At 62.8% G+C, this 23,176-nt stretch carries 23 protein-coding genes; 11 read left to right on the forward strand and 12 right to left on the reverse strand.

Annotated elements, in window-relative coordinates:
* The first annotated feature begins 17 nt into the window (after positions 1–17).
* Complete coding sequence (locus tag WG907_RS11530) at positions 18–1,292, forward strand: hypothetical protein (protein WP_340232912.1); 1,275 nt, start codon at positions 18–20, stop codon at positions 1,290–1,292.
* A gap of 241 nt (positions 1,293–1,533) precedes the next feature.
* Here WG907_RS11530 and WG907_RS11535 read toward each other — a convergent pair whose 3' ends face one another.
* The 9 genes from WG907_RS11535 to WG907_RS11575 all read right to left on the reverse strand — a co-directional run bounded on the left by WG907_RS11535 (position 1,534) and on the right by WG907_RS11575 (position 10,046).
* Positions 1,534–3,168, reverse strand: coding sequence for a pilus assembly protein TadG-related protein (locus WG907_RS11535; RefSeq protein ID WP_340232913.1), 1,635 nt, complete (start codon positions 3,166–3,168; stop codon positions 1,534–1,536).
* Entirely contained in the window at positions 3,165–3,602 is a 438-nt protein-coding gene (locus WG907_RS11540) for a TadE/TadG family type IV pilus assembly protein (RefSeq protein ID WP_340232914.1), read from the reverse strand. The genes WG907_RS11535 and WG907_RS11540 overlap by 4 nt, the downstream gene beginning before the upstream one ends.
* 160 nt (positions 3,603–3,762) lie before the next feature.
* Entirely contained in the window at positions 3,763–4,707 is a 945-nt protein-coding gene (locus WG907_RS11545; RefSeq protein WP_340232915.1) for a PAS domain-containing protein, read from the reverse strand.
* Positions 4,708–4,806: 99 nt separating this feature from the next.
* The gene (locus WG907_RS11550; protein WP_340233062.1) at positions 4,807–5,031 is read right to left on the reverse strand and encodes a hypothetical protein; all 225 of its coding nucleotides are present in this window, start codon (positions 5,029–5,031) and stop codon (positions 4,807–4,809) included.
* A gap of 27 nt (positions 5,032–5,058) precedes the next feature.
* Positions 5,059–6,318, reverse strand: coding sequence for an N-succinylarginine dihydrolase (locus WG907_RS11555; protein ID WP_340232916.1), 1,260 nt, complete (start codon positions 6,316–6,318; stop codon positions 5,059–5,061).
* A complete protein-coding gene (gene astA, locus WG907_RS11560) occupies positions 6,315–7,334 on the reverse strand; it encodes an arginine N-succinyltransferase (protein WP_340232917.1) in 1,020 nt (339 codons plus the stop codon). The genes WG907_RS11555 and astA overlap by 4 nt, the downstream gene beginning before the upstream one ends.
* The gene (locus tag WG907_RS11565) at positions 7,331–8,554 is read right to left on the reverse strand and encodes a hydrolase (RefSeq protein ID WP_340232918.1); all 1,224 of its coding nucleotides are present in this window, start codon (positions 8,552–8,554) and stop codon (positions 7,331–7,333) included. The genes astA and WG907_RS11565 overlap by 4 nt, the downstream gene beginning before the upstream one ends.
* A gap of 53 nt (positions 8,555–8,607) precedes the next feature.
* Complete coding sequence (locus WG907_RS11570; RefSeq protein ID WP_340232919.1) at positions 8,608–9,507, reverse strand: DUF481 domain-containing protein; 900 nt, start codon at positions 9,505–9,507, stop codon at positions 8,608–8,610.
* A gap of 53 nt (positions 9,508–9,560) precedes the next feature.
* The gene (locus WG907_RS11575; RefSeq protein ID WP_340232920.1) at positions 9,561–10,046 is read right to left on the reverse strand and encodes an RNA pyrophosphohydrolase; all 486 of its coding nucleotides are present in this window, start codon (positions 10,044–10,046) and stop codon (positions 9,561–9,563) included.
* 165 nt (positions 10,047–10,211) lie between these two features.
* Between WG907_RS11575 and WG907_RS11580 the strand changes: the two genes are divergently transcribed.
* Together WG907_RS11580 and WG907_RS11585 are read left to right on the forward strand one after the other, a co-directional pair.
* On the forward strand, positions 10,212–11,591 hold the full coding sequence (locus WG907_RS11580; protein WP_340232921.1) for a cryptochrome/photolyase family protein: 1,380 nt from the start codon (positions 10,212–10,214) through the stop codon (positions 11,589–11,591).
* A gap of 32 nt (positions 11,592–11,623) precedes the next feature.
* Positions 11,624–12,892 carry a class I SAM-dependent methyltransferase gene (locus WG907_RS11585; protein WP_340232922.1) on the forward strand — a complete coding sequence of 423 codons (1,269 nt, stop codon included), beginning with the start codon at positions 11,624–11,626 and terminating at the stop codon, positions 12,890–12,892.
* Positions 12,893–12,896: 4 nt separating this feature from the next.
* Here the strand turns inward: WG907_RS11585 and WG907_RS11590 are convergent, their stop codons facing one another.
* Positions 12,897–13,613 (reverse strand): SDR family NAD(P)-dependent oxidoreductase, encoded by a 717-nt coding sequence (locus WG907_RS11590; RefSeq protein WP_340232923.1) that lies wholly within the window; start codon positions 13,611–13,613, stop codon positions 12,897–12,899.
* A gap of 99 nt (positions 13,614–13,712) precedes the next feature.
* Positions 13,713–15,191, reverse strand: a complete 1,479-nt coding sequence (gene purF, locus WG907_RS11595; protein ID WP_340233064.1) for an amidophosphoribosyltransferase — start codon at positions 15,189–15,191, stop codon at positions 13,713–13,715.
* A gap of 182 nt (positions 15,192–15,373) precedes the next feature.
* On the opposite strand from purF, the gene ccmC reads away from it, so the two are divergent.
* The 8 genes from ccmC (at position 15,374) to WG907_RS11635 (ending at position 22,223) form a co-directional block, all read left to right on the forward strand.
* Positions 15,374–16,096 (forward strand): heme ABC transporter permease CcmC, encoded by a 723-nt coding sequence (gene ccmC / locus WG907_RS11600; protein WP_340232924.1) that lies wholly within the window; start codon positions 15,374–15,376, stop codon positions 16,094–16,096.
* A 5-nt stretch (positions 16,097–16,101) separates the two neighbouring features.
* Positions 16,102–16,233 (forward strand): hypothetical protein, encoded by a 132-nt coding sequence (locus tag WG907_RS11605; protein ID WP_340232925.1) that lies wholly within the window; start codon positions 16,102–16,104, stop codon positions 16,231–16,233.
* The gene (ccmE, locus tag WG907_RS11610) at positions 16,230–16,676 is read left to right on the forward strand and encodes a cytochrome c maturation protein CcmE (RefSeq protein WP_340232926.1); all 447 of its coding nucleotides are present in this window, start codon (positions 16,230–16,232) and stop codon (positions 16,674–16,676) included. Before WG907_RS11605 ends, ccmE begins: the two co-directional genes overlap by 4 nt.
* On the forward strand, positions 16,673–18,601 hold the full coding sequence (locus WG907_RS11615) for a heme lyase CcmF/NrfE family subunit (protein ID WP_340232927.1): 1,929 nt from the start codon (positions 16,673–16,675) through the stop codon (positions 18,599–18,601). The genes ccmE and WG907_RS11615 overlap by 4 nt, the downstream gene beginning before the upstream one ends.
* Complete coding sequence (locus WG907_RS11620; protein ID WP_340232928.1) at positions 18,598–19,125, forward strand: redoxin family protein; 528 nt, start codon at positions 18,598–18,600, stop codon at positions 19,123–19,125. The genes WG907_RS11615 and WG907_RS11620 overlap by 4 nt, the downstream gene beginning before the upstream one ends.
* Positions 19,122–19,529 (forward strand): cytochrome c-type biogenesis protein, encoded by a 408-nt coding sequence (locus WG907_RS11625; RefSeq protein ID WP_340232929.1) that lies wholly within the window; start codon positions 19,122–19,124, stop codon positions 19,527–19,529. Before WG907_RS11620 ends, WG907_RS11625 begins: the two co-directional genes overlap by 4 nt.
* The gene (locus WG907_RS11630; protein ID WP_340232930.1) at positions 19,526–20,170 is read left to right on the forward strand and encodes a tetratricopeptide repeat protein; all 645 of its coding nucleotides are present in this window, start codon (positions 19,526–19,528) and stop codon (positions 20,168–20,170) included. The genes WG907_RS11625 and WG907_RS11630 overlap by 4 nt, the downstream gene beginning before the upstream one ends.
* A 133-nt stretch (positions 20,171–20,303) precedes the next feature.
* On the forward strand, positions 20,304–22,223 hold the full coding sequence (locus WG907_RS11635) for a potassium transporter Kup (protein ID WP_340232931.1): 1,920 nt from the start codon (positions 20,304–20,306) through the stop codon (positions 22,221–22,223).
* Positions 22,224–22,272: 49 nt separating this feature from the next.
* On the opposite strand, the gene WG907_RS11640 is transcribed toward WG907_RS11635, so the two are convergent.
* Positions 22,273–22,740 (reverse strand): Hsp20 family protein, encoded by a 468-nt coding sequence (locus WG907_RS11640; protein WP_340232932.1) that lies wholly within the window; start codon positions 22,738–22,740, stop codon positions 22,273–22,275.
* Positions 22,741–23,176: the final 436 nt, after the last annotated feature.

A 23,176-nucleotide genomic window follows, 5' to 3' on the forward strand; every position in this document is an offset into this window, starting at 1 on the left:
ATGAATTAGGGTAGAATATGCCGGAACCAAGCAAGCCTACTGAAAAGATCATCGTAGTATATTCCGGATTTAGGTCGTCCGGTACTTGGTTCTGGTCAAAGTTGAGGGAAAACGAAGATCTGCACTGCTATTATGAAATATTTCATGAGTGGATTGGGTCGATATCGCAAGATGATATACTTAAAGTAAAATCTTCGATGTGGCGCTCACGCCATCCTGTAGTATCGGGATATTTTACCGAATATATGCCGGTCATTGATGGATATGGTGTTCCCGCGTTCCCCGCAGGGGATTTTCGTGCTGACAGGCTTATGAGTCCTGAGGGTATGGATGGGGATATAGAAGAAGATATCGAGCATTATATCCAGTATCTGATAAGTTCAGCCGGTAATAGGGGCGTTCGCCCTGTTTTATACTGCACGCGAATGCTGGGTCGAGCCCACGCAATCAGGAAAAGATTCCCTGGTTTTCATATTCTGCTGGTCAGAAATCTCTTTCTAAGATGGAATTCTTACTCTGGACAGCATCGAAGTGGTAACGGATATTTTCTTAATACATTGTATTCTACTTTATCATTAAAAAATATTGATCCTTATATAGCCTATATATCTTCCATATTCACTGCCGAGGAGCAATCTTCTACAGAAGTCTGGATCTCTGAACAGGTCTATGACAGGATTTTTTGCTACTTTGTAGCAATAAATATCTATTTCATAGTGAAAACAAAAAGACATTGCGATCTGGTGATCGATATCAATAAGGTATGCGCCGATAATTCATATCGACAGAAAATAGAAAATATAATTTTGGAAGGCGCCGGTGTAGGCGTGGATTTATCTGACGCCTGCGATTCCATAGACTACCCAAAATATCATATTTCATCGGTGAAATATTGCCGTGAAATTTTGAATGATATGGTCGGACGATTAGGGAATATCATCAAACTTTCCGATGAAGAAGCCAATTTTGTGGATGAGTTGCTTGGTAATGTCTGGGAAGAGCAGAAAAAATTCAGCTTTTACACACAGAGCGTTGCAGAGGTTTTAATAGAACAGGACGTCGCTCTGCGGGAGGAACTCGATCGGCGCGAACTGGAGCATACCAGCCTGCGAAAGAATCTCGCCGCGCTGGAGAATGAGATGCTAGGCGTTCAACACCGCGCCCTCGAAGAGCATACAGCGCTGCAGGCCGCGCTGGCGAAAGAACGAAGCGGCAAGGCGGCAATGGCGAAGGAGCTTTTGAAGTTGAAGCGGACATTGACCACGCTGCTCCCTGTCTCGGACCAGAACTGACATAAGGGCAGCCAACTCCCATGCTTCGCGTTCAATGGCATCCTCAACGCGCGGCTGGGAATCGGAACGGAAAGCAGCCGGTGAGACGGCTCGGTCTGGGCCCATAACCTGACCAAGGCGAACTATACCAAGCGTAGAGGCTCCGAAGGGAACTGACGACCGGTCATGCGTCCGACTTGCTGAGTGGGCGTCCAGAATTGCGACGATGCTACACCCAGGCAGGCATCGTCTTACGCGCCCCTCAGCCCACCAGCGTCGCGACGCCGCAGCGCATTTCGTGGACGCGGACCTGCGCCGTGCCCAGTTTGACGCCAAGGACCGAAGTCACGCTGTTCAGCAGATTGTCGATCAGGGGCGCCGTCGTCCCAAGTATCGCGCCGATAGCGGGAGCAAGCGGGCTGGTGCTGACCGTGAGCCCAAGCAGCGACACCTGCATCTGCGCCCGGCTTGCCACGCTAGCCGCCAGCCCTTGCGTCAGATCCTGCGTACTCACCGTCTTGGGCTGCTTGGCCGCAATGTCCGCTGCGGAAAAATACACGGCCTGCGCTTGCGTGCCGCCCAAAGTGACGTTGGCATAGCCCGTTATTCTGGTGCCCAGTAACTGGACGAGCACCGCGGGACCGGGCGTGGCCGCGCTGGAAAAGTCTGTCAAAGCGGCTGTGTCGATATCGGCGAGCGCTACCGATCCTATGGACGGGGTGACGGCCAACGTGACCCCCTTGCCCCGCGCGCCGTCGGTGCAATTGATATCGGACAGGCGCGCTTCGGATGCCGCCAGTTCGGCGTAAAGCGGAATCCGCACCGACGCGATGCCGCCAAGCGCGGTCGCCACGCTGGTTTCAAGATAGAGGCGCGTGACCCCGGTCCGCACGACGACATCATGATCGGAAGTAATGCTGAGCATCGGGGATCGCGCCTGGCCGGGGCCGGTGATCAACATCAGCCGCGTACTCGTCAGGCCAGGCACGGCGACGCGAAGATCCATCGGTACTGACGTTCCCGACGGCGGGCTGAGTACCAGGCGCAACATGGTGAAGGCGTCCAGCAGGATGTTCGGCTGCCCGCTGCCGTTGGTCGCGCGGGCCATCGGCCCCAAGTCCACAAGCTCGCTCAGGCGAACGGATCGACCCGGGATGCGGCCGGCGATAGCGCGCAGCGGAACGGACGCTGGGCCGGCACCCGAACTGGTCGCCATCGCCTCCAGAATGTCGCCGACGGGAATATTGCGATTGAATAAGTCCCCATAGGCCTCGCCGTCTCGCCCGAGCCGTACCCGCAGGGCATCGGCGAAATGGAGCAGGTCGACGTTGAGATTGGCCAGGCCCTGAGAGTCCATGACCGTCAGGTTGAGTTCGGTGCCGGCCAGCGCCGACAACAGCTGGTTGGGCAAGCCGTCGCTGACCGAGGCCAGCCCGGTGCCGATCGAAAAAGCGGCGGCGTCGGCACGGGCGGCCATCGCGCGCGCGCGTATGTCGAGAGCGCTCCGACCGACCAGCAGGCGACCGAAGAATAGCGGCGTCGAGCGGGTCAGCTCCAGTCGGGTTGCGGTGGACCGGGCGTCGCCTGTGAGAAAGCGTTCGGCGACGGCTATGGTCCCGTCCGCGCTGTAATAGCCGCTTTCCAGCGATTTCAGCTGCACGCCGGCAAGACCGCTACGCTCCAGCAATGCCTCGACGGCTGTCCTGCCACCGGCGCTAGCCGCCAGTGCCGCGGCATCGGCGACCCCCTGAAGCTGGCGCTTGGCGAGGAAGACCGAACCCAGATCGACGGCGACCGTCGCTGCGCCTGCGAGCATGAAAAGGGAACCGGCGAGCAGGATGGTGATCCCGCCCCGACGGTCTTTCGCCAGCCGCGCCCATGAGGATCGCCGGGTCACCGCGGATCAATCCTGACAACGGCGCTGCGCTGAAGCGTCGAGGCGGGCGTGAGAAAGGACGACGCGGCCAGCAGCGGGGCGTTGGAAAGGGCGTAGCTCAACGTGACGGTATAATAGCCGCTATTTTCGCTCGCGCTGACGGCGATCGCCTGTCCCCCGGGGGATGGGAATGCCACCCGGCTCGCGGCGATGCTCTGGTCCACCAACGCCCGCCGTTCGGTCGACGTCAGGCCGGCGACGGCTGCGCGAGCCGCGTCGTTTGCCGCCTGCTGAAGGCTGTGCGCGGTCATGAACCAGCAGCCGTAGATCAATATGCCGAACAAGAGCGCGATCAAGACGGGTAGCGCAAAGGCCGTCTCCACCAGGACACTGCCATGCCCGTCACTGAGCAGTCGATGGAGGAGGCGAGGGCGTGCGGGCGAGCGGGTTTTCATGGGATCAGGCTAAGGGCGGTACGCAAAAAAGCGGTTTGCGCGCGGCGCAGGGCTTTTGCGGGTTTTGCGAAAGCTCGGGGAGTGGCGCGCGTCAAGGATTTGGGCGATTTGTCCGAAGCTTCCGCAAACATGGTGCAGACGATCCGATATGGAGAAGATTTTACGCAATCCGCGCCCGCTCTGGCTTTTGCCAGCCAGTATTTTCGGATTGAACAGCGCGATCACGCGCCATAATCACCATGATCGCTCCCTCGGTGCCGTACGTGCCGCGCAACTGCGCGAGACCGGCTTCGACTTCCACGACCGGCCCTGCGTTCGTCAGAAACCGCGTCGTCACGACCCGGTCCCCTTCACCGCGCAACACCCGTTCCAGTGCCTCGCGCAAGGCCGGACGAGACGGCAGGTCGATCAAATCCGGCAGGCTGGCGCTTGCCAGCCGCTCCTGCGTCAGGCCGACCATGGCGCAGAATGTCGCATCGGCCGTTTCGATAAATCCCCGCGCAGAAAGACGGATATAGCCAACATTACCGAGGACGTTCATGGCCTTGAGAATCCCCGATTTGACGTCGGCGAGCCGATGGCTCTGCATGTCGGCCGTAATGTCGCGCAACAGCAGCGCGACGCCGTCTGCAAAAGGAAATGTCTCGAAATGCAGCCAGGAATCGCGACGGAAGGGAGATGGCGAGTCCGCCGCGCTCGTTTCTCCAGATGTCAGGCTGTGGCGGATATGCGCCTCGGTCAGCGTGCCGACAAATTCCGGCAGCGCGTCCCATAACATCTGCCCCTCCATCTGGCGGTCCCATCTTTTGGTCATGGCAAGTGCGACCGGATTGACGAAGACGATCCGCAGATCGTGGTCGCACAGGATCAGCCCCTGATGAATCCGGCTCGCAAGCTCCCTGATCCCATCCTGTGCCGGTGGCGGCGAGCCAGGCTGTGACAGGGTTTCGAAACGGTCGATCGCCATGAAGACATGAGTCCGCCGTCCATGATGGGTGATGAGAACCGGCTCGCGGGCGCCGATTTCGCGCCAGTGCGCGAAATTGCGGACGAGTTCGGCCGCCGCGACGCTGGGGCCACTGCGCATGTTCTGAATATCGGTCATGATGTCTTCTCCTCCGGTAGAGGATCAGAATAGAGCCGGTATTTTACGTGAAAATTCAGGTCTGGTCCGCTTTGGCATCAATCCGCGGCGCCAGTTGCCTCAATAGCCTTGCATCGAGCGCCGCAGCTCAAGCGCGTCGATAATCATCCCGCCAGCCATGAAGACCGCGCCGGTGCAGGCCATCGCCAAAAGCTGCCCGCCCGCTCCTGGATATTGGTGCATATAGACGATGCCGCGCTCCGACGCGCCCAGTGCAAGCGCATAGATCACCAAAAAGGCCTCGAACTTAGTCTTTATCGTGAAAAGGCGCTTGATCCGACTCATCATGGTCCCATCCGGCGGTGCTGGCCGTCAGGGAATCAAATCGCCCGAAAGCTGAAGATGGTCAACAAGCGTTAACCATGATTGTTCGATCCGGGCGATCAGGCGCGTATCGTCCAGCGAGGACGGGTCGATCTGTTCGGGCCAATATTCCGCGATCACCGCGGCGATCCGGTCAAGACGGGCTTCATCCACCAGAAAGCGGGGGTCGATATCCGCCGGGTCGGCGACCACGCGCAGGCGAAGGCAGGCAGGCCCTCCGCCATTGGCCATGGATTGCCGTATATCGACCGGGATAATCCGGCGGATCGGCCCGTTGCCGGCGATCAGCGCTTCCAGCCAACGCCATACCCTGGGCGTCGCGCGGGCTTCGGTCGGCACGACCAGCGCCATGCCGCCCTCGGGCAAGGTCACGAGCTGGGCGTTGAACAAATAGCTCCGGATCGCATCGGCAAGGCTGACTTCAGCCGCCGGCACTTCGATGATGCAGACCGAGGGCATTGCCTCGCGCAACGCGTCGTAGAATGTGGCGCGGTCGGCAAAGGCATGCTCATGCGCAAACAGGACGGTCTCGTTGGCGACGGCGACCACGTCATTATGGAAAGCGCCCGCGTCGATGGCTTCGTCCGACTGGCGGGCGAAAATCGTGCGCGCCGGATCGAGCCTGTGGCGGCGAGCGACCGCCTTGCTCGCCTCGATATGCTGCCGGGCGGGAAATAGCCCGCCGGACTGCCCGTAGACGAAGATTTCGACGCCGGCTTCGTCATGGCGATCGGACAGCCGCATATGATTGGCAGCGCCTTCGTCTCCGAACGGAGCCGGGATGGGCGGATGCACGGCGAAGACGTCCTTCGCCGAAAAGGCGACCTGCAACTGCGCCAGAGTCTGCGGCCATTCATGGCTGCGGTGGGGCATGGTGACGAGATTGGCGATGGTCAGGTGGGTCCGGCCATCCGCCGTGTCGCTCGCCGGCGAGACCGTCGCCGCATTGGCCGCCCACATCGAGGAAGCGGACATCGCCGCCGCGCGCAAATGCGGCTCCGCGCCACCGATATCGGTGCCCAGTTGCGCCAGCCATGCGCCATCGGGTCGCCAATGCGGCAGGAAGATGCCCTGCTTCAGCCCGAGGCGCAGGTTGCCGCGCATTTTCTCGATGCCTTGCAGCGCGGCGGCGCGCGGATAGGAAATCGCGCCGGCATTGCGCTTGGATGCGAGGTTGCCTGAACTCAGGCCCGCATAATTGTGACTGGGGCCGATGATCCCGTCGAAATTAATTTCCCTGACTGTCATGCGCGCGTCGCCATTGTGAAGCTTTGCCCCGGTTCCAGTCGCAACAGGCGAGCGCTGGCGTCATCGAGCGACGCGGTCCCGTCACCCGCAACGCGCACGAAGCCGTAGGCGCAACGATAATCGGCAAGCCGTCCCGTCGCCACCAGCGTCTTGTCACCGCCGCTTGCATGCGTAGTGGACAACGTGACGTCTAGCGCCTGGGCGATGGTTTCGAGCGAATCGATCTGGCCCACAAGCGTCGGGCCGCCATCGAAGATATCGACATAGCCGGAGTTAACGAACCCCTCCGTCTCCAGCATCCGCATCGCCGCACGCCCGTTGGGATGGGGCAGGCCGATGACGGCGCGCGCGCTGTCGGTCAGCATCGCGGTGTAGATCGGCGTCTTGGGCATCAGGTCGGCGATGAACTGATTGCCGTTGACCGCATTGAACTCGTCCGCTTCCTGAAAATTCATGCCGAAGAACCGCCCGGCAAGCCCGTCCCAGAACGGCGATCCGCCCGCTTCATCGATCACGCCGCGCAATTCCGCGATGATCCGGTCGCCAAAGCGCGCGCGATGGTTGCGGATATAGAGGTAGCGGCTGCGCGCCAGCAGCAATCCCAGCCCCTCGGCTCGCTCGCGCGGGTGGAGGAACAGGCCGCCCACCTCCGTCGTGCCTTCAAGGTCGGTGGTCAGCGACAGCATCTGCGCGCGAAAGGTGCGCGCAAGTTCGCGGCTATGCTGGGTCAGCATGCCGAGGCGATAGGAATAGAAGGGATAGCTTTGTCCGACCTGCGCGAAAATCTGGCAGGTGCCCCGGACTTGCCCGGTCTCGCCATTTTCGAGCACGAAGACCATCAGCTCGTCTTCCACGCCCTCGTGCGCACGCTCCAGCGCCAGCGCCGTGCGCTCAAGCTTGGCCGCCAGAGCGGTGCGATCCGGCGGCAGGTTGGTGAAACCGCCCCCGGTCAGCTTGGCCATCTCGTAAAGCGTCTGAAGGTCGTCCGGCCGCGCCGGGCGCATGTAGAAGCTCAAGCGCGTCCTCCCCGATCGAATCCGCCACCCGCGATGCGCAGCAGGACCAGCGCCGACAGCCGGGCTCGCTCGGCGAGGCTGTCGACGATCAGATACTCCGCGTCGCTATGGATATCTCCACCGCGCGCGCCCATCGTATCGACGACGGGCACGCCGCAGGCCGCGATATTATTGCCGTCGCAAACGCCGCCGGTATTTCGCCAGGCGATCGGCAGGCCAAGGTCGGCCCCGCACCGGCGGACAAATCCAAACAACCGTTCCGCCTTGGCATCCATCGGCTTGGGCGGCCGCCCGAAGCCGCCATGGCTATGGATGCTGACATCATGATCGCGCGCCACCTGCGCCATGGCCCGTTCGATGAGCGCGCGTGCTGCCTGTTCATCTGCATCGGTTTTCGGCCGAAAATTGACGCGCAGCACGGCATGATCCGGCACGACATTATTCGGCCCGCCGCCATCGATCCGGGCCGGATTGCAGGACAGCCCCGCGCCACTGCCGGCCTTCAGCCGCAGGGCAAGGTCGGCGGCCGCGAGCAGGGCGTTGCGCCCGTCCTGCGGATTACGGCCGGCATGCGCGCTCTTGCCCTTGAAGATGATCGAGAAATTACCGCTGCCCGCCCGTGCGCCGGCCAGCGTGCCGTCCGGCAGGGCCGGTTCATAGGTGAAGGCGGCGCGCTTGCCCGCCGCCGCCTGCCGCAACAGAGCGGCCGAGGAGGGGCTGCCGACCTCCTCGTCGCTGTTGATGACGACCTCGTAGCCGAGGCTGCCGGTAGCACCTTTGCGCTCCAGCGCCATCAGGGCCGAGAGCATCAACGCAAGGCCGCCCTTCATATCGGCCACGCCGGGACCGTTCAATATGCCGGGCTCGATCCACCGCGACCGCTGGAAGGCGTGGTCGGCCGGGAACACCGTATCCATATGCCCGGTCAGCAGGATCTGGACCGGGGCGCCGGGGCGCACGCGCAAATGCAGATGTTGCCCATATCCGATCATGGCGATCGCCCCATCGGGGGTTACCGATTCGACGGGCGGGCCATCCACCAGCGTTAAGACGCCGGGCAGCACCGAAAAGGCGTCGGCCAGAACCCCAGCCATCGCTTTCAGCCCTGCTAGATGGCGCGAACCGCTGTTGATGGCCGACCATGACTCCACCTGCGTCAGCATGGGGGCATCGGCGGCGGCTTCCAACAGGGCAAGCTCGGTCGAGGACAGGACTTCCATCACCGAAGGCTATCAGAGCAGCGCGCGCGCCTCCACCCCGAACGGCGACGCGCCTAAAAGTCGTAGGTCAGGGTCAGCCGGCTCAACGTATTGAAGGCCTTGTCCGTCAACAGCGTTTCGGATTCATATTGCACATTGTAGGACAATGCCGCCGACCATCGCCGGCCGACCTTCGTTTCCAGGCTGGACAGCGAATTGAGCGTGAACACGTCGCTTTCGGCATAGGTCGATCCTGTTTGCTTGAAAGCCAGTGTCGGCGACATGCGCCACACCAGGTCGAGCGACGCGCGCGCGCCGAGCTTCGTTTCGTTCACCCCGATCGTGTAGTCGGCGTGACGGATCGAAGGGCCGACATCCATCATCAGATCGACCGGCTTGCTGACGATCAGCTTGTAGCCCACGCCGGCCGACGCGGTGTAACGCTGGTCATAGCCGATTGTCGTATCCCGCTCGAACTGTACGAGGCCATAGGCAAAGCCGCGCGAATCATATTCGAACTTGGGTTCATAGCTCGCGAAATAGCGCTCGCGCGACGTGATGCCGTTGGCGCGGCGATAGTCGACGGCGGCTGTGAGCTTGTGGGACCACTGTATGCCGGCGCGCTTGACGTTGGCGCTCGCGCTGATGCCGATTTCGCTGGTCGATCCGGTCGATCGAAACCCGCCTGCCTCGATCCGCCCGGTCCAAAGATCGGCGAAACTCGCCTCGCGGATGACCGCCTCATGCGTTTGCTTCGTCCGGTTTTTCCAGCTGTTCACCATGCGCTGGATTTCGTCCGCCGACGCCGGATTCGTCTGCTTGGCGATCTTGGCGACCGTCGCGATCTCGACCTCGCTGCCGTTCGCGATCGCTGCTTCCATCATTTCGCGAACCGAGGGAGGGAGCAAAGGCGAGTCATCCGCCTGGGCTTGAACAGCGAACAGCAAGGGGAGGAAGACTATGAAATGGCGCATTGCAGCATTCATAGCGGCGTGCCCGGAGATTTTAACCTCCGCTCGTCGCATTTTCAGATCAGGGCGCGGAATTCCTGTAGAATATCGCGGTACAGCTTGCGTTTGAACGGCACGATCAGCTCCGGCAGCGTTTCCGGCGACGTCCATCGCCATGCGCGAAATTCAGGATGCTTCGTGTGGATATTAATATCCGCATCGGTGCCCAAAAAGCGCGCCAGATACCAATATTGCCGCTGGCCCCGATATTTCCCGCCCCATAATTTCCCCACTAGCTCCGGAGGCAGGTCGTAGAAATGCTCTTCGCGCGCCTTGGCGATGATCTCGACATTGTGAGGTTCGATGCCCGTTTCCTCGCCCAGTTCGCGCAAGGCCGCTGTTCGGGCATCTTCGCCATCGTCGATACCGCCCTGCGGCATCTGCCATGCCTCGACCTGATTATCGAGCCGCTGGCCCACGAAAACCTGGCCATCCATATTGACGAGCATGATCCCGACACAGGGCCGGTATGGCAGGTCGTCATTTTGCGGTATCGAAGCCATGTCAGTCCCTGATTTGAATGCGTCCACGCGGCACAACGCGCTTGAAGAATAATCGGCCCGGACGCCTGCGTCTATGTGTTGAATTAGCTTCCGGGTCGTTCCGGTAAAGTTTTCGGCGCCTATCTGCGGGTTGGAACGACCGACAAAAACAGGCATGGAGCAGGAATGTCCGCCCCCGTCATCGTCTGGTTCCGCCAGGACCTCCGTCTGGCCGATCAGGCCGCGCTCGCCGCCGCAGCCGATCAGGGTCCGGTCATTCCCGTCTATATATTGGATGATTTAACGCCGCGTCAGTGGGCGATGGGCGGGGCATCGCGCTGGTGGCTGCATCACAGCCTCGCTAGTCTCGACAAAAGCTTGCGCGCCAAAGGCTCCCGCCTGGTCCTGCGGCGCGGCCCGTGCGCGGATGTCCTTGCAGACATCGTCGCCCGAACGGGCGCGCGCAAAGTGCATGCGCTGCATCATTACGAGCCATGGTGGCGCAATGCGGAAAAGGCGGTTGCCGGTCAAATGGAGCTTTGCCTGCACGATGGCGGCTTGCTGCTGCCGCCGGGCGCAGTGCGGACCGGAGGCGGTGGACTGTACCGCATCTACACACCCTTCTGGCGCGCGCTGAACGAGCAAATGCCGCCGCTTGCGCCCATGCCCGCGCCGGACGACATACCCGCGCCGAACCGATGGCCGGACAGCGACACGCTCAACGACTGGAATTTGCTGCCCGATGCGCCGAACTGGGCGAAGGGATTTGCCGAAGACTGGGCTCCCGGCGAAGATCATGCGCTCGCCCGCGTCGCCGATTTTGTCGAGGAGGTGGGGGACTATCCCGATGCGCGAAACCTGCCGTCGGTCGAGGGGACGTCCCGGCTTTCGCCCCATCTGCATTTCGGCGAGGTGTCGCCCGCTCATGTCTGGCATCGGATCAGCGCTTCGCGTCAGGATGCGACGATCTATCTGAAGGAACTGGCGTGGCGCGATTATGCCCACACGCAGATAGTTTCCTTGTCCACCTATGGTTCGAAAAATGCGCGCGACGCGTTCGATGCCATGCCCTGGCGTGACCTGCGCGGGGCCGGCGGCGACTTTACGGCATGGAAGGAAGGCCGGACCGGCTATCCCATCGTCGATGCCGGGATGCGGCAACTTTGGGCGACCGGCTGGATGCACAATCGTGTTCGCATGATCGCCGCGAGTTTCCTCATAAAGCATCTGCTGATCGACTGGCGCCACGGTGCGCACTGGTTCTGGGACACGCTGGTCGACGCGGATTATGCCAGTAACAGCGTAAACTGGCAGTGGGTCGCCGGCAGCGGCGTCGACGCCAATATGTTCACGCGCATCATGGCCCCGCTCGTGCAGTCGGAAAAGTTCGACGCGGTGGATTATATCCGGCGCTGGGTGCCGCAGTTGCAGGATGTCAGCCCCGCCCATATCCATGACCCGGACAGCTTCGGCGCTCGCCCGGCCGATTATCCCGCCAAGCTGATCGGACACAGGGAAGCACGCGAGCGCGCGCTCGCGGCCTATCGAAGCATGAGGCCTGATTGATGAACCACGCGGCGTAGGGCAGATATGACGTCATGAATGCAATCGATCCCAAGCGTCGCGGCAAGCGGGGGCTTTCCGTCCGGCGACCGCCAAGAAGCGCGCCGTCCACTATGCTCGCGCGCCTCGTCGGTCCCGGCTTCCATCGCCTGCTCGACCGCATCGACGCTGGGCTGACGACCGGCAGTCTGGACGCGATCCTGCCCGATGGCGCCCGCCGGATGCTGGGGGGCCGCGCGTCTGGGCCAGCATGCGAAGTGCATCTCGTGCATTGGCGGGCTCTGATCAGGCTCGCCATGAGCGGATCGGCGGGCTGGTATCGCGCATGGGCTGCGGGGGAATGGGCCAGTCCCGATCCGGTGCCGTTGTTCGCCCTGTTCATGGCCAATGCCAAGGCGCTTGGCGATGCCGCCCGGCCGCGCGGGCCTATGCGCTGGATCGGTCGCATCGTCCATGCGCTGCGCCGCAACGACCGGCGCGGGTCGAGGCGCAACATCGCCTATCATTACGATCTGGGGAATGATTTCTACGCGCTCTGGCTCGACCAAAACATGCACTATTCCAGTGCCTTGTTTCGCGATCCTGAGGACCGGCTGGAAAATCTGGAACAGGCGCAGCGGCGCAAAGTCGATGCGGTGCTCGACCGGCTTGCGCTGAAGGACGGCGCGGATCTGCTTGAAATCGGCTGCGGGTGGGGCGGCCTTGCCGAACAGGCCATGGAACGCTGCTTGCTGCGCTATACCGGCCTCACGATCTCGGCCGAACAAGCCGACTATGCGGGCGACCGTCTGGGGTCGGGCGCAACCATTTCGCTGACTGACTATCGCGATGCGACGGGCCGATATGACGCCATCGCCAGCGTGGAGATGGTCGAGGCGGTGGGGCAGCGTTACTGGCCCGATTACCTCGCCGCCATCCATCGCTTGCTGAAACCGGGTGGCCGGGCGGCGATCCAGTATATCCTCATCGACGATTCGATTTTCGAAGGCTATGCGCGCGGCGCGGATTTCATCCAGACCTATATCTTTCCCGGCGGCATGTTGATCTCGGAAAGCCGGTTCCGCGCGCTGGCGGCGAAACAGGGGCTGGAATGGCGCGATGTCCAGCGCTTTGGGCCGCATTATGCCGAAACCCTGCGGCGCTGGCGCGACCGGTTCGACCAGGCCATCGAGAAGGGACAATTGCCCGCCAGTTTCGACCAGCATTTCGTGGACTTATGGCGCTATTATCTGATGTATTGCGAAGGCGGATTTCGCGGTGGTACGATCGATGTCGCGCAGGTGACGCTGGTCAAGCCTAGCTGAGTGGTCAGGCTTCGACGCGGATGCGGTGTCCTGTGGGCGCGTCGCCGGTCACCAGAGCGGTGATCGCCTTGGCGACGACCTCGGGAGCCTTCACACTCGCAGGGTCTTCGCCCGGATAGGCGCGCGCGCGCATCGCGGTGCGGGTCGCGCCCGGATCAATGATATGGGTGCGGATGGCGGAGATATTCTTAACCTCCTCGCCATACGCCTTGACCAGCACCTCAAGCGCCGCTTTGGACGCGCCATAAGCGCCCCAATAGGCACGCGGCGCTGCGCCGACCGATGACGTGATGGCGACCACGCGCGCATCCTTGCTCGCCCGCAGCATCGGGTCGAATGCGGCGATCATCGCCTGCGGCGCGGCGACGTTCAAAGTCAGCAACCGTGCGAATTCCTTGGCGTCGATTGCCGGCACCGACGCCAGGCTGCCGAGTGTCGCCGCGTTCAGCACCAATATGTCGAGCGCCTGCCAGCGTCCGCCGATCGCCTGCGCCAGCCGGCCGATGCTTTCGCCGTCGATCAGGTCCAGCGGCGCGATCGTCGCGTGGCCGCCGGCTTCGTGAATGCGCTGTTCCACCTCTTCCAGCGCCGCGCCCGTGCGCGCGGTCAGGATCACATGCGCGCCGGCGGCGGCCAGCGCCTGCGCCGTCGCCGCGCCGATGCCCCGGCTCGCACCGGTCACAAGGGCAAGCTTGCCGGAAAGGGGGAGGGTGTCGGTCATGAAGGGATTCCGTTGGTCTGATATGCGGCAGGCCGCCAGCCGCTAATTATCGCACGACCAAGCGGCCCATTTCAGTCGCGCTCGTAAAGCTGATTGTGTTCAGACGACCCGTTCGGCGAGCAGCTCGAACTGGTTCTGCACCACCGCCTCATCCTGATCGGTCAGGCTTGTCGGGTAGTCGCCGGTGAAACAGGCGTCGCAATATTGCGGCCGGATGTCGGCCCGCTTCGCTTCGCCGAGTGCCTTGTACAGCCCGTCGATCGAAATGAAGGACAGGCTGTCGGCATGGATAAAATCCTGCATGCCGCCCACATCGAGCCGGTGCGCGAGCAGCTTGGCCCGTTCGGGCGTATCGACGCCATAGAAGCAGCTATGCTTGGTCGGCGGGCTGGCGATGCGCATATGGATTTCGGCCGCGCCCGCCTCGCGCATCATCTGCACGATCTTGAGGCTGGTGGTGCCGCGCACGATCGAATCGTCGACCAGGATGATGCGCTTGCCCTCGATCAGGGCGCGATTGGCGTTATGTTTCAATTTCACGCCCAGATGGCGGACCTTGTCGCCCGGCTGAATGAAGGTGCGCCCGATATAGTGCGACCGGATAATGCCCAGTTCGAACGGAATGCCCGATTGCTGCGCATAGCCGATGGCGGCAGGAACGCCGCTGTCGGGCACGGGAATGACATAGTCCGCCTCGACCGGATTTTCGATCGCGAGCTGCGCGCCGATCGCCTTGCGGACGGAGTAGACGCTCGACCCGTCGACGATCGAATCGGGGCGGCTGAAATAGACATGTTCGAAAATGCAGGGGCGGGGGTGGACGTCGCCGAACGGGCGATGGCTGCGCACCTGCCCGTCATGAGTGACGATCACCAGCTCGCCCGGATCGATGGAACGGACATAATCGGCTCCCACCACATCGAGTGCTACGGTTTCCGACGCGAATATCGTCGCGTCGCCCAGCTTGCCCATCACCAGCGGTCGAATGCCCAGCGGATCGCGGCAGGCAATCATGCCTTCGGGCGTCATCACGATCAGCGAATAGGCGCCTTCGACCTGCTTGAGCGCGTCGATAAACTTGTCGAGCAGGGTGCGATAGGTGGACGTCGCCACCAGATGGATGATGACTTCGGTGTCGGACGTCGACTGAAAGATCGACCCGCGACGGATCAGCTCGCGCCGCACCTTCATCGCGTTGGAGATATTGCCGTTATGCGCGATCGCGAACCCGCCCGAATTCAGCTCGGCATAGAGCGGCTGGACGTTGCGGAGCGAGGTCTCGCCGGTGGTGGAATAGCGAACATGGCCGCAGGCGCTGCCGCCGGGCAGGCCGCGAATCACCTCGTCCCGGTCAAAATTCCCCGCCACATGCCCCATCGCCCGGTGGGTATGGAAATCATGGCTGTCCCAGCTGGTGATTCCTGCGGCCTCCTGCCCGCGATGCTGGAGCGCATGAAGGCCCAGCGCGACCACGGCTGAGGCGCTGTCGGTGCCGGAAATGCCGAAAACGCCGCATTCCTCGCGCAGCTTGTCGTCGTCGAACGGGTGCGTTGTTATCATGGGTGTGAACGGGTCCATTGCCGATCCTGCCTGCTTTCGCAGCGCGTGCCTGGCGGGCATATAGTGGTTCCATGTCCATTTGTCGCCTGCCTGTAACAAAAAAGCGCAGCCTTCTGTCCAATTTCAGGCGGAGCGAGGCAGGCCGCTGGCAAAAAGGGCTACTGGCGCTCTTCCCCCGGCACGGTTAAAGAGCCAGCCCGATGCATCGTTTCGCCAATCCTGCGCGGTTCCTGAAGATCGCCCGGCCACTCACCGGCTGGCTGTTCTGGTCTGGACTGCTGCTGCTGCTGACCGGCGCCGGCTGTGGCCTGTTCGTCACACCTGCCGATTATCTTCAGGGTCAAACCGTGCGCATTCTCTACATCCATGTGCCCGCGGCCTGGCTCGGCATGGCGGGATGGGGGGGCATCGCGGCCGCGGCGCTGATGCAACTGGTATGGCGGCATCCGCTGGCGGCGATAGCAGGGCGCGCGATCGCCGCCCCCGGCGCGCTGTTCACGGCCTTGTGCCTCGCCACCGGATCGATATGGGGCCGGCCGACCTGGGGCACCTGGTGGGAATGGGACGGGCGAATGACCTCGATGCTCGTCCTGCTGTTCCTCTATCTGGGCTATATCGCGCTGTCAGGCGCGAGCAGCCGTGAAGGGCAGGGCGGGGTCAGTTCCGTCACCGCGATCTTCGGGCTGGTCGGGGCCGTTAACCTGCCGATCATCAATCGTTCGGTGGTCTGGTGGAACAGCCTGCATCAGGGGCCGAGCATCACGCTGCGCGGGTCGAGCATCGATGGCTCCCTGATCTGGCCCCTCGCTTTCACGCTGCTGGGCTTCAGCCTGTTGTTCGCGGGCCTCGTGCTGATGCGGATGCGGGCGATCCTTGCGCGCAACAAGGTGGAGGCGCGATTGCAGCGCCTCGCGCGCGGCTGAGCGCCATGGACCAGTGGATGTTCGTGATCGCCGCCTACGCGCTGACGGCGTTAGGCGTAGCTGGCATCAGCCTGATAAGCTGGCGCGCCATGCGGCTGGCCGAAGCCGAGGTCGAGAGCCTGACGGGTCGCTCATGAAAGCCAAGCATCAACGGCTGATTCTGGCGCTGGTCGCCCTCGCCGCGCTGATCGGCGCTGGCCTGCTGGCCGCGTCGGCGCTCAAGGACGAGGCTGCCTATTTTTACGCGCCGGCCGATGTGCGCGCGAAAGGCGTCGAGCCGGGTAAGGCGATCCGCTTGGGGGGCATGGTGGTGAAACACAGCCTCAAGCGCGCCGCCGACGGCATCACGATCCGCTTCGATGTGACTGATGGCAAGGCGACCGTCCCCGCGACCTTCAGCGGCATCACGCCCGACCTCTTCCGCGAAGGCTCCGGGGTCGTGGCCGAAGGCGCGTTCGACGGCAAGGGCACCTTCGTGGCCACCAACCTGCTCGCCAAGCATGACGAACGCTACATGCCGCGCGAACTGGAAGGCATTCAATATGATGAAAAGTCGCACCAGTTGAAGGCCGCGCCTTGATCGCCGAAGCGGGTCTCGCCGCGCTCTGGCTTGCTGCCGCGCTCGCCCTGCTGCAACTGGCGCTGGCGTGGATCGGGCTGGCCGGGGGCAAGAGCGAATTGCTGGGCGCGGTGCGTCCTGTCGCGGTGGCGCAGGGGGGGATGACCGCGCTGGCCTTTGCGTTGCTGGTCACGCTGTTCCTGCGTTCGGACATGTCCGTGCTGCTGGTCGCGACCAACAGCCATTCGGCCAAGCCATGGCTTTACAAATTCGCCGGCACCTGGGGCAATCATGAAGGGTCCATGCTGCTCTGGGTCACGGTGATGGGCGTGGCCGGCGCAGCCGTCGCCCTGTTCGAACGCGCATTGCGCCGCGATACGCATATGGCGACGCTGGGCGGGCAGGCGGCGATTAGCCTCGGCTTCTACGCCTTCCTGCTGTTCGCCTCCAACCCCTTCGCCCGCATCGATCCACCGCCCGCCGATGGCCAGGGCCTCAATCCGCTGCTCCAGGACCCCGGTCTCGCCTTCCATCCGCCGACGCTTTATGTGGGCTATGTCGGCCTGTCGGTGGCCTTCTCCTTCGCCATCGGGGCGCTTCTGACGCGGCAGGTCGACGCGGCTTTCGCTCGCGCGATGCGGCCCTGGGTGCTGGCGGCCTGGATCATGCTGACGCTAGGCATCACCGCCGGCAGCTATTGGGCTTACTATGAGCTTGGATGGGGCGGCTGGTGGTTCTGGGACCCGGTCGAGAATGCATCGCTGATGCCATGGCTCGCGGCGACCGCGTTGCTGCACAGCGTGACCGTGTTGGCCACGCGCGACGGGCTGCGCGCGTGGACGGTCATGTTGGCGGTGGTTGCTTTTTCGATGTCGATGGTCGGCACTTTTCTGGTCCGTTCGGGCATCCTCACCAGTGTTCATGCCTTCGCCGTCGATCCTTCGCGCGGCACCTTCATTCTGGCGTTGCTGGCGATCTACATCGGCGGCGCGCTCGCTCTGTTCGGATGGCGCGTGGGCGCGGTGCGCGAAGGCGCGCCGTTCGACCTCGTCAGCCGTGAAACGATGCTGGTCGTCAACAACTTCTTGCTGTCGGTCATCCTCGGGCTGGTGCTGATCGGCACGCTCTACCCGCTGATGACGGAGGCGTTCGGGCACAAAGTGTCGGTCGGCCCGCCCTATTTCAACCGGATCGCCGGGCCGATCGCGCTGGCTTTGATGATCGCCATGGCCGCAGGGCCGCTGGTCCGCTGGCGCCGCGACGATGCACGCGCGGTCGCCCGGCGCATGGTGGTTCCTGCGCTCGTGGCGTTGATCGTCTTTGCCGTCTTGGCTAGCCTCGCATGGGGCCGCATGGGCATATTGCCCTTCGCCGGACTGATCGTCGCGCTAGCGGTTGCGTCCGCAAGCGTCGCGCCCCTATGGAAACGCAATCTGGGCCGTACGCCGCTTTTCACTTATGGCATGGTGATCGCCCATATGGGCTGTGCCGTGAGCCTCGCCGGCATGGCGTGCGACGCCGCTTTCACCACCGAAAAGCTCGTCGCCGCGCGTCCGGGCGACGTGATCGACACGGCTGGATGGCGTCTCCGGTTCCTTCAGATCATGCCGCTTGCCGGGGACAACTGGACCGCGCTTCAGGCGGATATGGAAGCGAGCCGGGACGGCGGCGATCCTGTTTTGCTGCACCCCCAGTCCCGCTTCTTCGCATCGCCCCCCACCACGACGACCGAGGCGGCGCTGCTGACTCGCTGGAACGGCCAGCTCTATGTCGTGCTGGGACAGGAAGCGGATCAGGGCCGTTGGCAGCTGCGCATCTGGTGGAAACCGTTCGTCACGCTCATCTGGCTGGGCGGGATATTGGTCGCGCTGGGCGGCGCGCTGGCATTGGTGGGTCGGGAACGGCGCGGCTGGCTCTTGAAATGGCGCGCGAGGATGGCGGCATGAGGACGCTGCTGATCTGGCTGCCACTGGCGCTGTTCCTTGGCTTTTTCGGCATCTTCGCCAGCGGCCTGCTCCAGCCGGATGACCGGATCATCACATCCAAGATGATCGGCCAGCCATTGCCGGCCTTCGCTCTTCCGGCCGCAGCGAGCGAGCGATCGCCGCTGGCCAGTGCGGATCTCGCCACCGGCAAGCCCCGCTTGCTCAATATCTTCGCCAGCTGGTGCGTGCCATGCGCGGCCGAAGCCCCGCAGCTCGATGCCCTCCGGCGGGCGGGTGCGGAGATTGATGGCATCGCGATCCGCGATGCCCGCCCCGACGTCGACGCCTTCCTCAAACGCAACGGCAATCCTTATGCCCGCATCGGGCTGGACGCGCGCAGCACCGTCCAGATCGCGCTCGGTTCGTCGGGCGTTCCCGAAACCTTTGTGATTGATGGCCGGGGGCGGATCGCCTACCAGCATATCGGCGACATTCGCGCCGACGACGTGCCGATGATCCTCGCTCGGCTGAAAGACGCGCAATGAGGGGGCTGATCCTCCTATCTCTGCTGGTCCTGACGGCAGGGCAGGCACTGGCCCAATCCGCGCTGCCCCCTGCGCCTTATGCGGACCGGCAGATCGACGATCCCGCCCTTGAGCGCAAGGCGCGTACCCTGATGGAGACGATCCGCTGCCTCACCTGCCAGAGCCAGTCGATCGCCGATAGCGGCGCGAGCATGGCGGGCGACATGCGGTCGGAAATTCGCGAACGGATCATGAAGGGGGAACAGCCCGACCATATCCGCCAATGGCTGATCGCGCGCTATGGCGACTGGGTCAGCTATGAACCCACCGCCGCGCCGATATTATGGCCGCTATGGGCAGCGCCGGTGCTGTTGCTCGGCCTTGGCCTGCTATTGCTGCGTGGACGCATAAGGAGGCGCAGATGACCGGCTGGGTGATCGCCATGGGCCTGACAGTGCTGCTTCTGGGCGCGATGCTTGCAGTCGGCCGCCTGCCGCGCGCCGCATGGGAAGTGACGGCATCGGCACTTCTGCTCGGGCTAGCGGGTTATGCATGGCAGGGACATTCCGCTCTGCCCGGCTCGCCCCGGCAGTCGGCGCGAAATACCGGTGCGCCCTTCGATGAAGCGCTGGCCGAAAAACGGCGCGGCCTTGGCGAACGCTATGGCCCGGCGGGACAATGGCTGCTTTTGTCGGACGGGCTGGCGCGGCAGGGCAATACGGCGGATGCCGCCAACGTCCTGCTGTCCGGGCTTCGCACGTCACCGGATGACCCGAATTTGTGGCTCGGCATGGGCAATGCACTGGTCGCGCACACGGGCGGCGCGCTGTCCCCTGGCGCGGACTTCGCATTCCGGCGGGCCATAGCGATCGATCCCCGCGCACCAGCGGCACCCTATTTTTACGGACTGGCACTGGCTCAAAGCGGGCAGCTGGCGCAAGCGCGGAAAATATGGGCGTCCCTTGCAGCGCGAGCGCCGCAGGATAGCCAGTTGCGGGCGGAACTGGGACGCAATATCGCGCGTATCGACGCCATGCAGGCCGCCGGGTCGGAGCAGGCCCGCTGATGCGCCGGACCACTATCGTTGCGCGGGTCAAATCGCCATGTTAGGGCGCGGCGATCTGCGGGGGTCAGCTGAAAAGCCGGGTAATCGCCTTCGCACGGGTGTCGATTGATGATGACGATTCGGCGTTACCTCCATGGCTGAACAGATCGCGGGTGGCGTGCCGGCGGTAGACGCGCATGGCCATGGCCATGCGGGACAGAAAGCCACGGCCAAACTGGTGGTTGGGGCCATCGGCATCGTCTTTGGCGATATCGGCACCAGCCCGCTTTACGCCTTTCGCGAAACATTCGCCGGGCATCATCATCTCGATCTCGACCCCGACCATATTTTGGGCGTCATCAGCCTGATGTTCTGGTCGATGATGCTGGTGGTGACGCTCAAATATGTCACCGTCATCATGCGCGCGGACAATAAGGGCGAAGGCGGCAGCCTCGCCTTGCTCGCCCTCATCAACGGGCAGACGAAGACGCAACGGTGGTCGCGCGGCATCATCTTGCTGGGCGTGTTCGCGACGTCGCTTTTCTACGGCGATTCGATGATTACGCCGGCCGTTTCCGTGCTGTCTGCGGTCGAAGGTCTGGCGGTCTACAACAGCGCCCTCGCGCCAGTCATCCTTCCGGCGGCGGTGATCATCCTCATCGGGCTATTCTGGATTCAGGGGCTGGGCACGAACCGGGTGGCGACCTTGTTCGGCCCGATCATGCTGCTGTATTTCGTCGTCATCGCCACGCTCGGCGTGATCAGCATCGTGAAGACGCCGGGCATACTCTACGCTTTCAACCCCTATTGGGCCGCGATGTTCTTCCTCACCGATCCGCTCCCCGCCTTCCTGGCGCTCGGCTCGGTCGTGCTGGCGGTGACGGGGGCGGAAGCGCTCTACGCCGATATGGGCCATTTCGGGCGCAATCCGATCCGCGTGTCCTGGCTCGCCTTCGTGCTGCCGGCGCTGATGATGAACTATATGGGGCAGGGGGCGCTCCTGTTCCGCGAAGGCGCCAGCGCACTGCACAGCCCCTTCTACAATCTCGCGCCGCAATGGGCGCAATTGCCGCTGATCGGCCTCGCGACGCTGGCCGCGATCATCGCGTCGCAGGCCGTGATCTCAGGTGCTTTTTCCGTCACGCAGCAGGCAATCCAGCTCGGTTTCATGCCGCGCCTTCGGATCGAACATACCAGCGCATCGACCGCCGGCCAGATCTATATTCCCCTCATCAACTGGGGCCTGATGGTCATGGTCATCCTGCTCGTCATGGTGTTCCGCACCTCGTCCAACCTGACGGCCGCCTATGGCATCGCCGTCACGGGCGCGATGTTCATCGACAATGTGCTGCTGACCGTGGTGCTCTATCGGCTGTGGAAATGGCGCTGGTATTATGCCGCGCCCTTGCTGGCCGTGCTGTTCCTTGTCGACGGTGCCTATCTTGCCGCCAATCTGACCAAGGTGCCGGCGGGCGGCTGGTTCCCGCTGCTGATCGGCTTCATCATCTTCACTTTGCTGACGACATGGTCGCGCGGGCGCATCCTGATGCAGGACCGGTTGCGCGAAGCGGCGATGCCGATCCCCGTATTCGTCGCATCCGCCGCCAACAGCGCGGTTCGTGTGCCAGGCACCGCCGTCTTCATGACGTCGACGCCCGACGGCGTGCCGCACGCGCTGCTCCACAATCTCAAGCACAACAAGGTGCTGCACGAACGGGTCATCCTGTTGACGGTGAAGATTCGCGACGTGCCCGTGGTCGAGGATGACGGCCGCTGCAAGCTGGAGGATCTGGGTCGCGGCTTCTTCCGTCTCGTGCTGCAATATGGCTTCATGCAGGAACCGGACGTTCCCGCCGCGCTCAAGAATGTCACCGGCTGCGGCCAGGCGTTCAAGATGATGGATACCAGCTTCTTCCTCGCCCGCCAGACGCTGTTGCCCTCGGCGAAGCCAGGCATGCCGCTATGGCGGGAAAAGATTTTCGCCTGGATGCTGCGCAACGCGGAAAGCGCGATGGAATTCTTCCGTCTGCCCACCAACCGGGTGGTCGAGCTGGGCAGTCAGGTCGAGATATAAAAAGGGCGCGGCATCGCGGCCGCGCCCTTTCCCGTTACTTCAGGCCAGTTCAGGCGGCGTCGCGGCTCTGGGCGCTGATCTCCACAAGCTGACCGCCGTTGATGGCGATCTTCTTGGGTTTCATCGCTTCTGGCACCTCGCGCACCAATTCGATGACGAGCAGGCCATCGGCCAGATCGGCTTTCTCGACCCGGACGAAATCGGCCAGTTCGAAGCGGCGCTCGAAGCTGCGATTGGCGATGCCGACATGCAGGAACTTGGCGCGATCACCCGGCTGGCCCTCATCCTTGCGGCCGGTCACCTGGAGCAGGTTCTGCTGCGCGGTGATGTCGATCTCATCAGTGCGGAAGCCCGCGACGGCGAGCGTCACGCGATAGCGATCCTCCGACAGGCGCTCGATGTTGAAGGGGGGGTAATTGTCCGCCTGGGCGAGCCGCGCATTGTTTTCGATCAGGTCGAACAGGCGATCGAAACCCACGGTCGAACGGCGGTAGGGGGTAAGGTCAAAACCACGCATTGTCATAATCTCCCAAAGAGCAAAATGAACATGCCGGACCCAAATGGCGTCCAGCTCCATACATGTCCGACCCCGTCTGGCGGCCGGACGGCATCGATATGGTTCGAGGCGAGGGGGTTTCAAGAGGGAATTTTTAATGGGCCGGGGGCTGTTTTTCGCGACGGACGATGCACAAATAAAAAGTGCCCGAACCGTTCGCACGATCCGGGCACTTCATGGACGATTGCTCGTCTCCCCCTTGGTACTGCCTCGACCGTTTCTCAGCCCCCTAAGCTCGAAACGGGATGCAGTGTCCCTGAACCACGGCCTTTTACCTGTGTTTCGAGTGTCTAGCTATGACCCCTGAGAGGCGCTGTCACGGCCAAAGTCGGGTAACTGTGATTTTCGACGGAGTCCTGTGTCCCAGGAGCAACAATGCACCGATGCTTGCCCGTCC

This window comes from Sphingobium fluminis, from assembly GCF_037723805.1.
In the GTDB taxonomy this organism is placed as follows: Bacteria; Pseudomonadota; Alphaproteobacteria; order Sphingomonadales; family Sphingomonadaceae; genus Sphingobium.

Coding starts and splice junctions, on each gene's coding strand:
- WG907_RS11530 (WP_340232912.1), top strand. CDS start 18: ATGCCGGAACCAAGCAAGCCTACTGAAAAGATCATCGTAGTATATTCC.
- ccmC (WP_340232924.1), top strand. CDS start 15,374: ATGCATCGTTTCGCCAATCCTGCGCGGTTCCTGAAGATCGCCCGGCCA.
- WG907_RS11575 (WP_340232920.1), bottom strand. CDS start 10,046: ATGGCTTCGATACCGCAAAATGACGACCTGCCATACCGGCCCTGTGTC.
- WG907_RS11570 (WP_340232919.1), bottom strand. CDS start 9,507: ATGCGCCATTTCATAGTCTTCCTCCCCTTGCTGTTCGCTGTTCAAGCC.
- WG907_RS11625 (WP_340232929.1), top strand. CDS start 19,122: ATGAGGGGGCTGATCCTCCTATCTCTGCTGGTCCTGACGGCAGGGCAG.
- WG907_RS11555 (WP_340232916.1), bottom strand. CDS start 6,318: ATGACAGTCAGGGAAATTAATTTCGACGGGATCATCGGCCCCAGTCAC.
- WG907_RS11630 (WP_340232930.1), top strand. CDS start 19,526: ATGACCGGCTGGGTGATCGCCATGGGCCTGACAGTGCTGCTTCTGGGC.
- WG907_RS11545 (WP_340232915.1), bottom strand. CDS start 4,707: ATGACCGATATTCAGAACATGCGCAGTGGCCCCAGCGTCGCGGCGGCC.
- WG907_RS11620 (WP_340232928.1), top strand. CDS start 18,598: ATGAGGACGCTGCTGATCTGGCTGCCACTGGCGCTGTTCCTTGGCTTT.
- ccmE (WP_340232926.1), top strand. CDS start 16,230: ATGAAAGCCAAGCATCAACGGCTGATTCTGGCGCTGGTCGCCCTCGCC.
- WG907_RS11605 (WP_340232925.1), top strand. CDS start 16,102: ATGGACCAGTGGATGTTCGTGATCGCCGCCTACGCGCTGACGGCGTTA.
- WG907_RS11635 (WP_340232931.1), top strand. CDS start 20,304: ATGGCTGAACAGATCGCGGGTGGCGTGCCGGCGGTAGACGCGCATGGC.
- WG907_RS11565 (WP_340232918.1), bottom strand. CDS start 8,554: ATGGAAGTCCTGTCCTCGACCGAGCTTGCCCTGTTGGAAGCCGCCGCC.
- WG907_RS11590 (WP_340232923.1), bottom strand. CDS start 13,613: ATGACCGACACCCTCCCCCTTTCCGGCAAGCTTGCCCTTGTGACCGGT.
- purF (WP_340233064.1), bottom strand. CDS start 15,191: ATGGACCCGTTCACACCCATGATAACAACGCACCCGTTCGACGACGAC.
- WG907_RS11540 (WP_340232914.1), bottom strand. CDS start 3,602: ATGAAAACCCGCTCGCCCGCACGCCCTCGCCTCCTCCATCGACTGCTC.
- WG907_RS11550 (WP_340233062.1), bottom strand. CDS start 5,031: ATGAGTCGGATCAAGCGCCTTTTCACGATAAAGACTAAGTTCGAGGCC.
- WG907_RS11580 (WP_340232921.1), top strand. CDS start 10,212: ATGTCCGCCCCCGTCATCGTCTGGTTCCGCCAGGACCTCCGTCTGGCC.
- WG907_RS11585 (WP_340232922.1), top strand. CDS start 11,624: ATGAATGCAATCGATCCCAAGCGTCGCGGCAAGCGGGGGCTTTCCGTC.
- WG907_RS11640 (WP_340232932.1), bottom strand. CDS start 22,740: ATGCGTGGTTTTGACCTTACCCCCTACCGCCGTTCGACCGTGGGTTTC.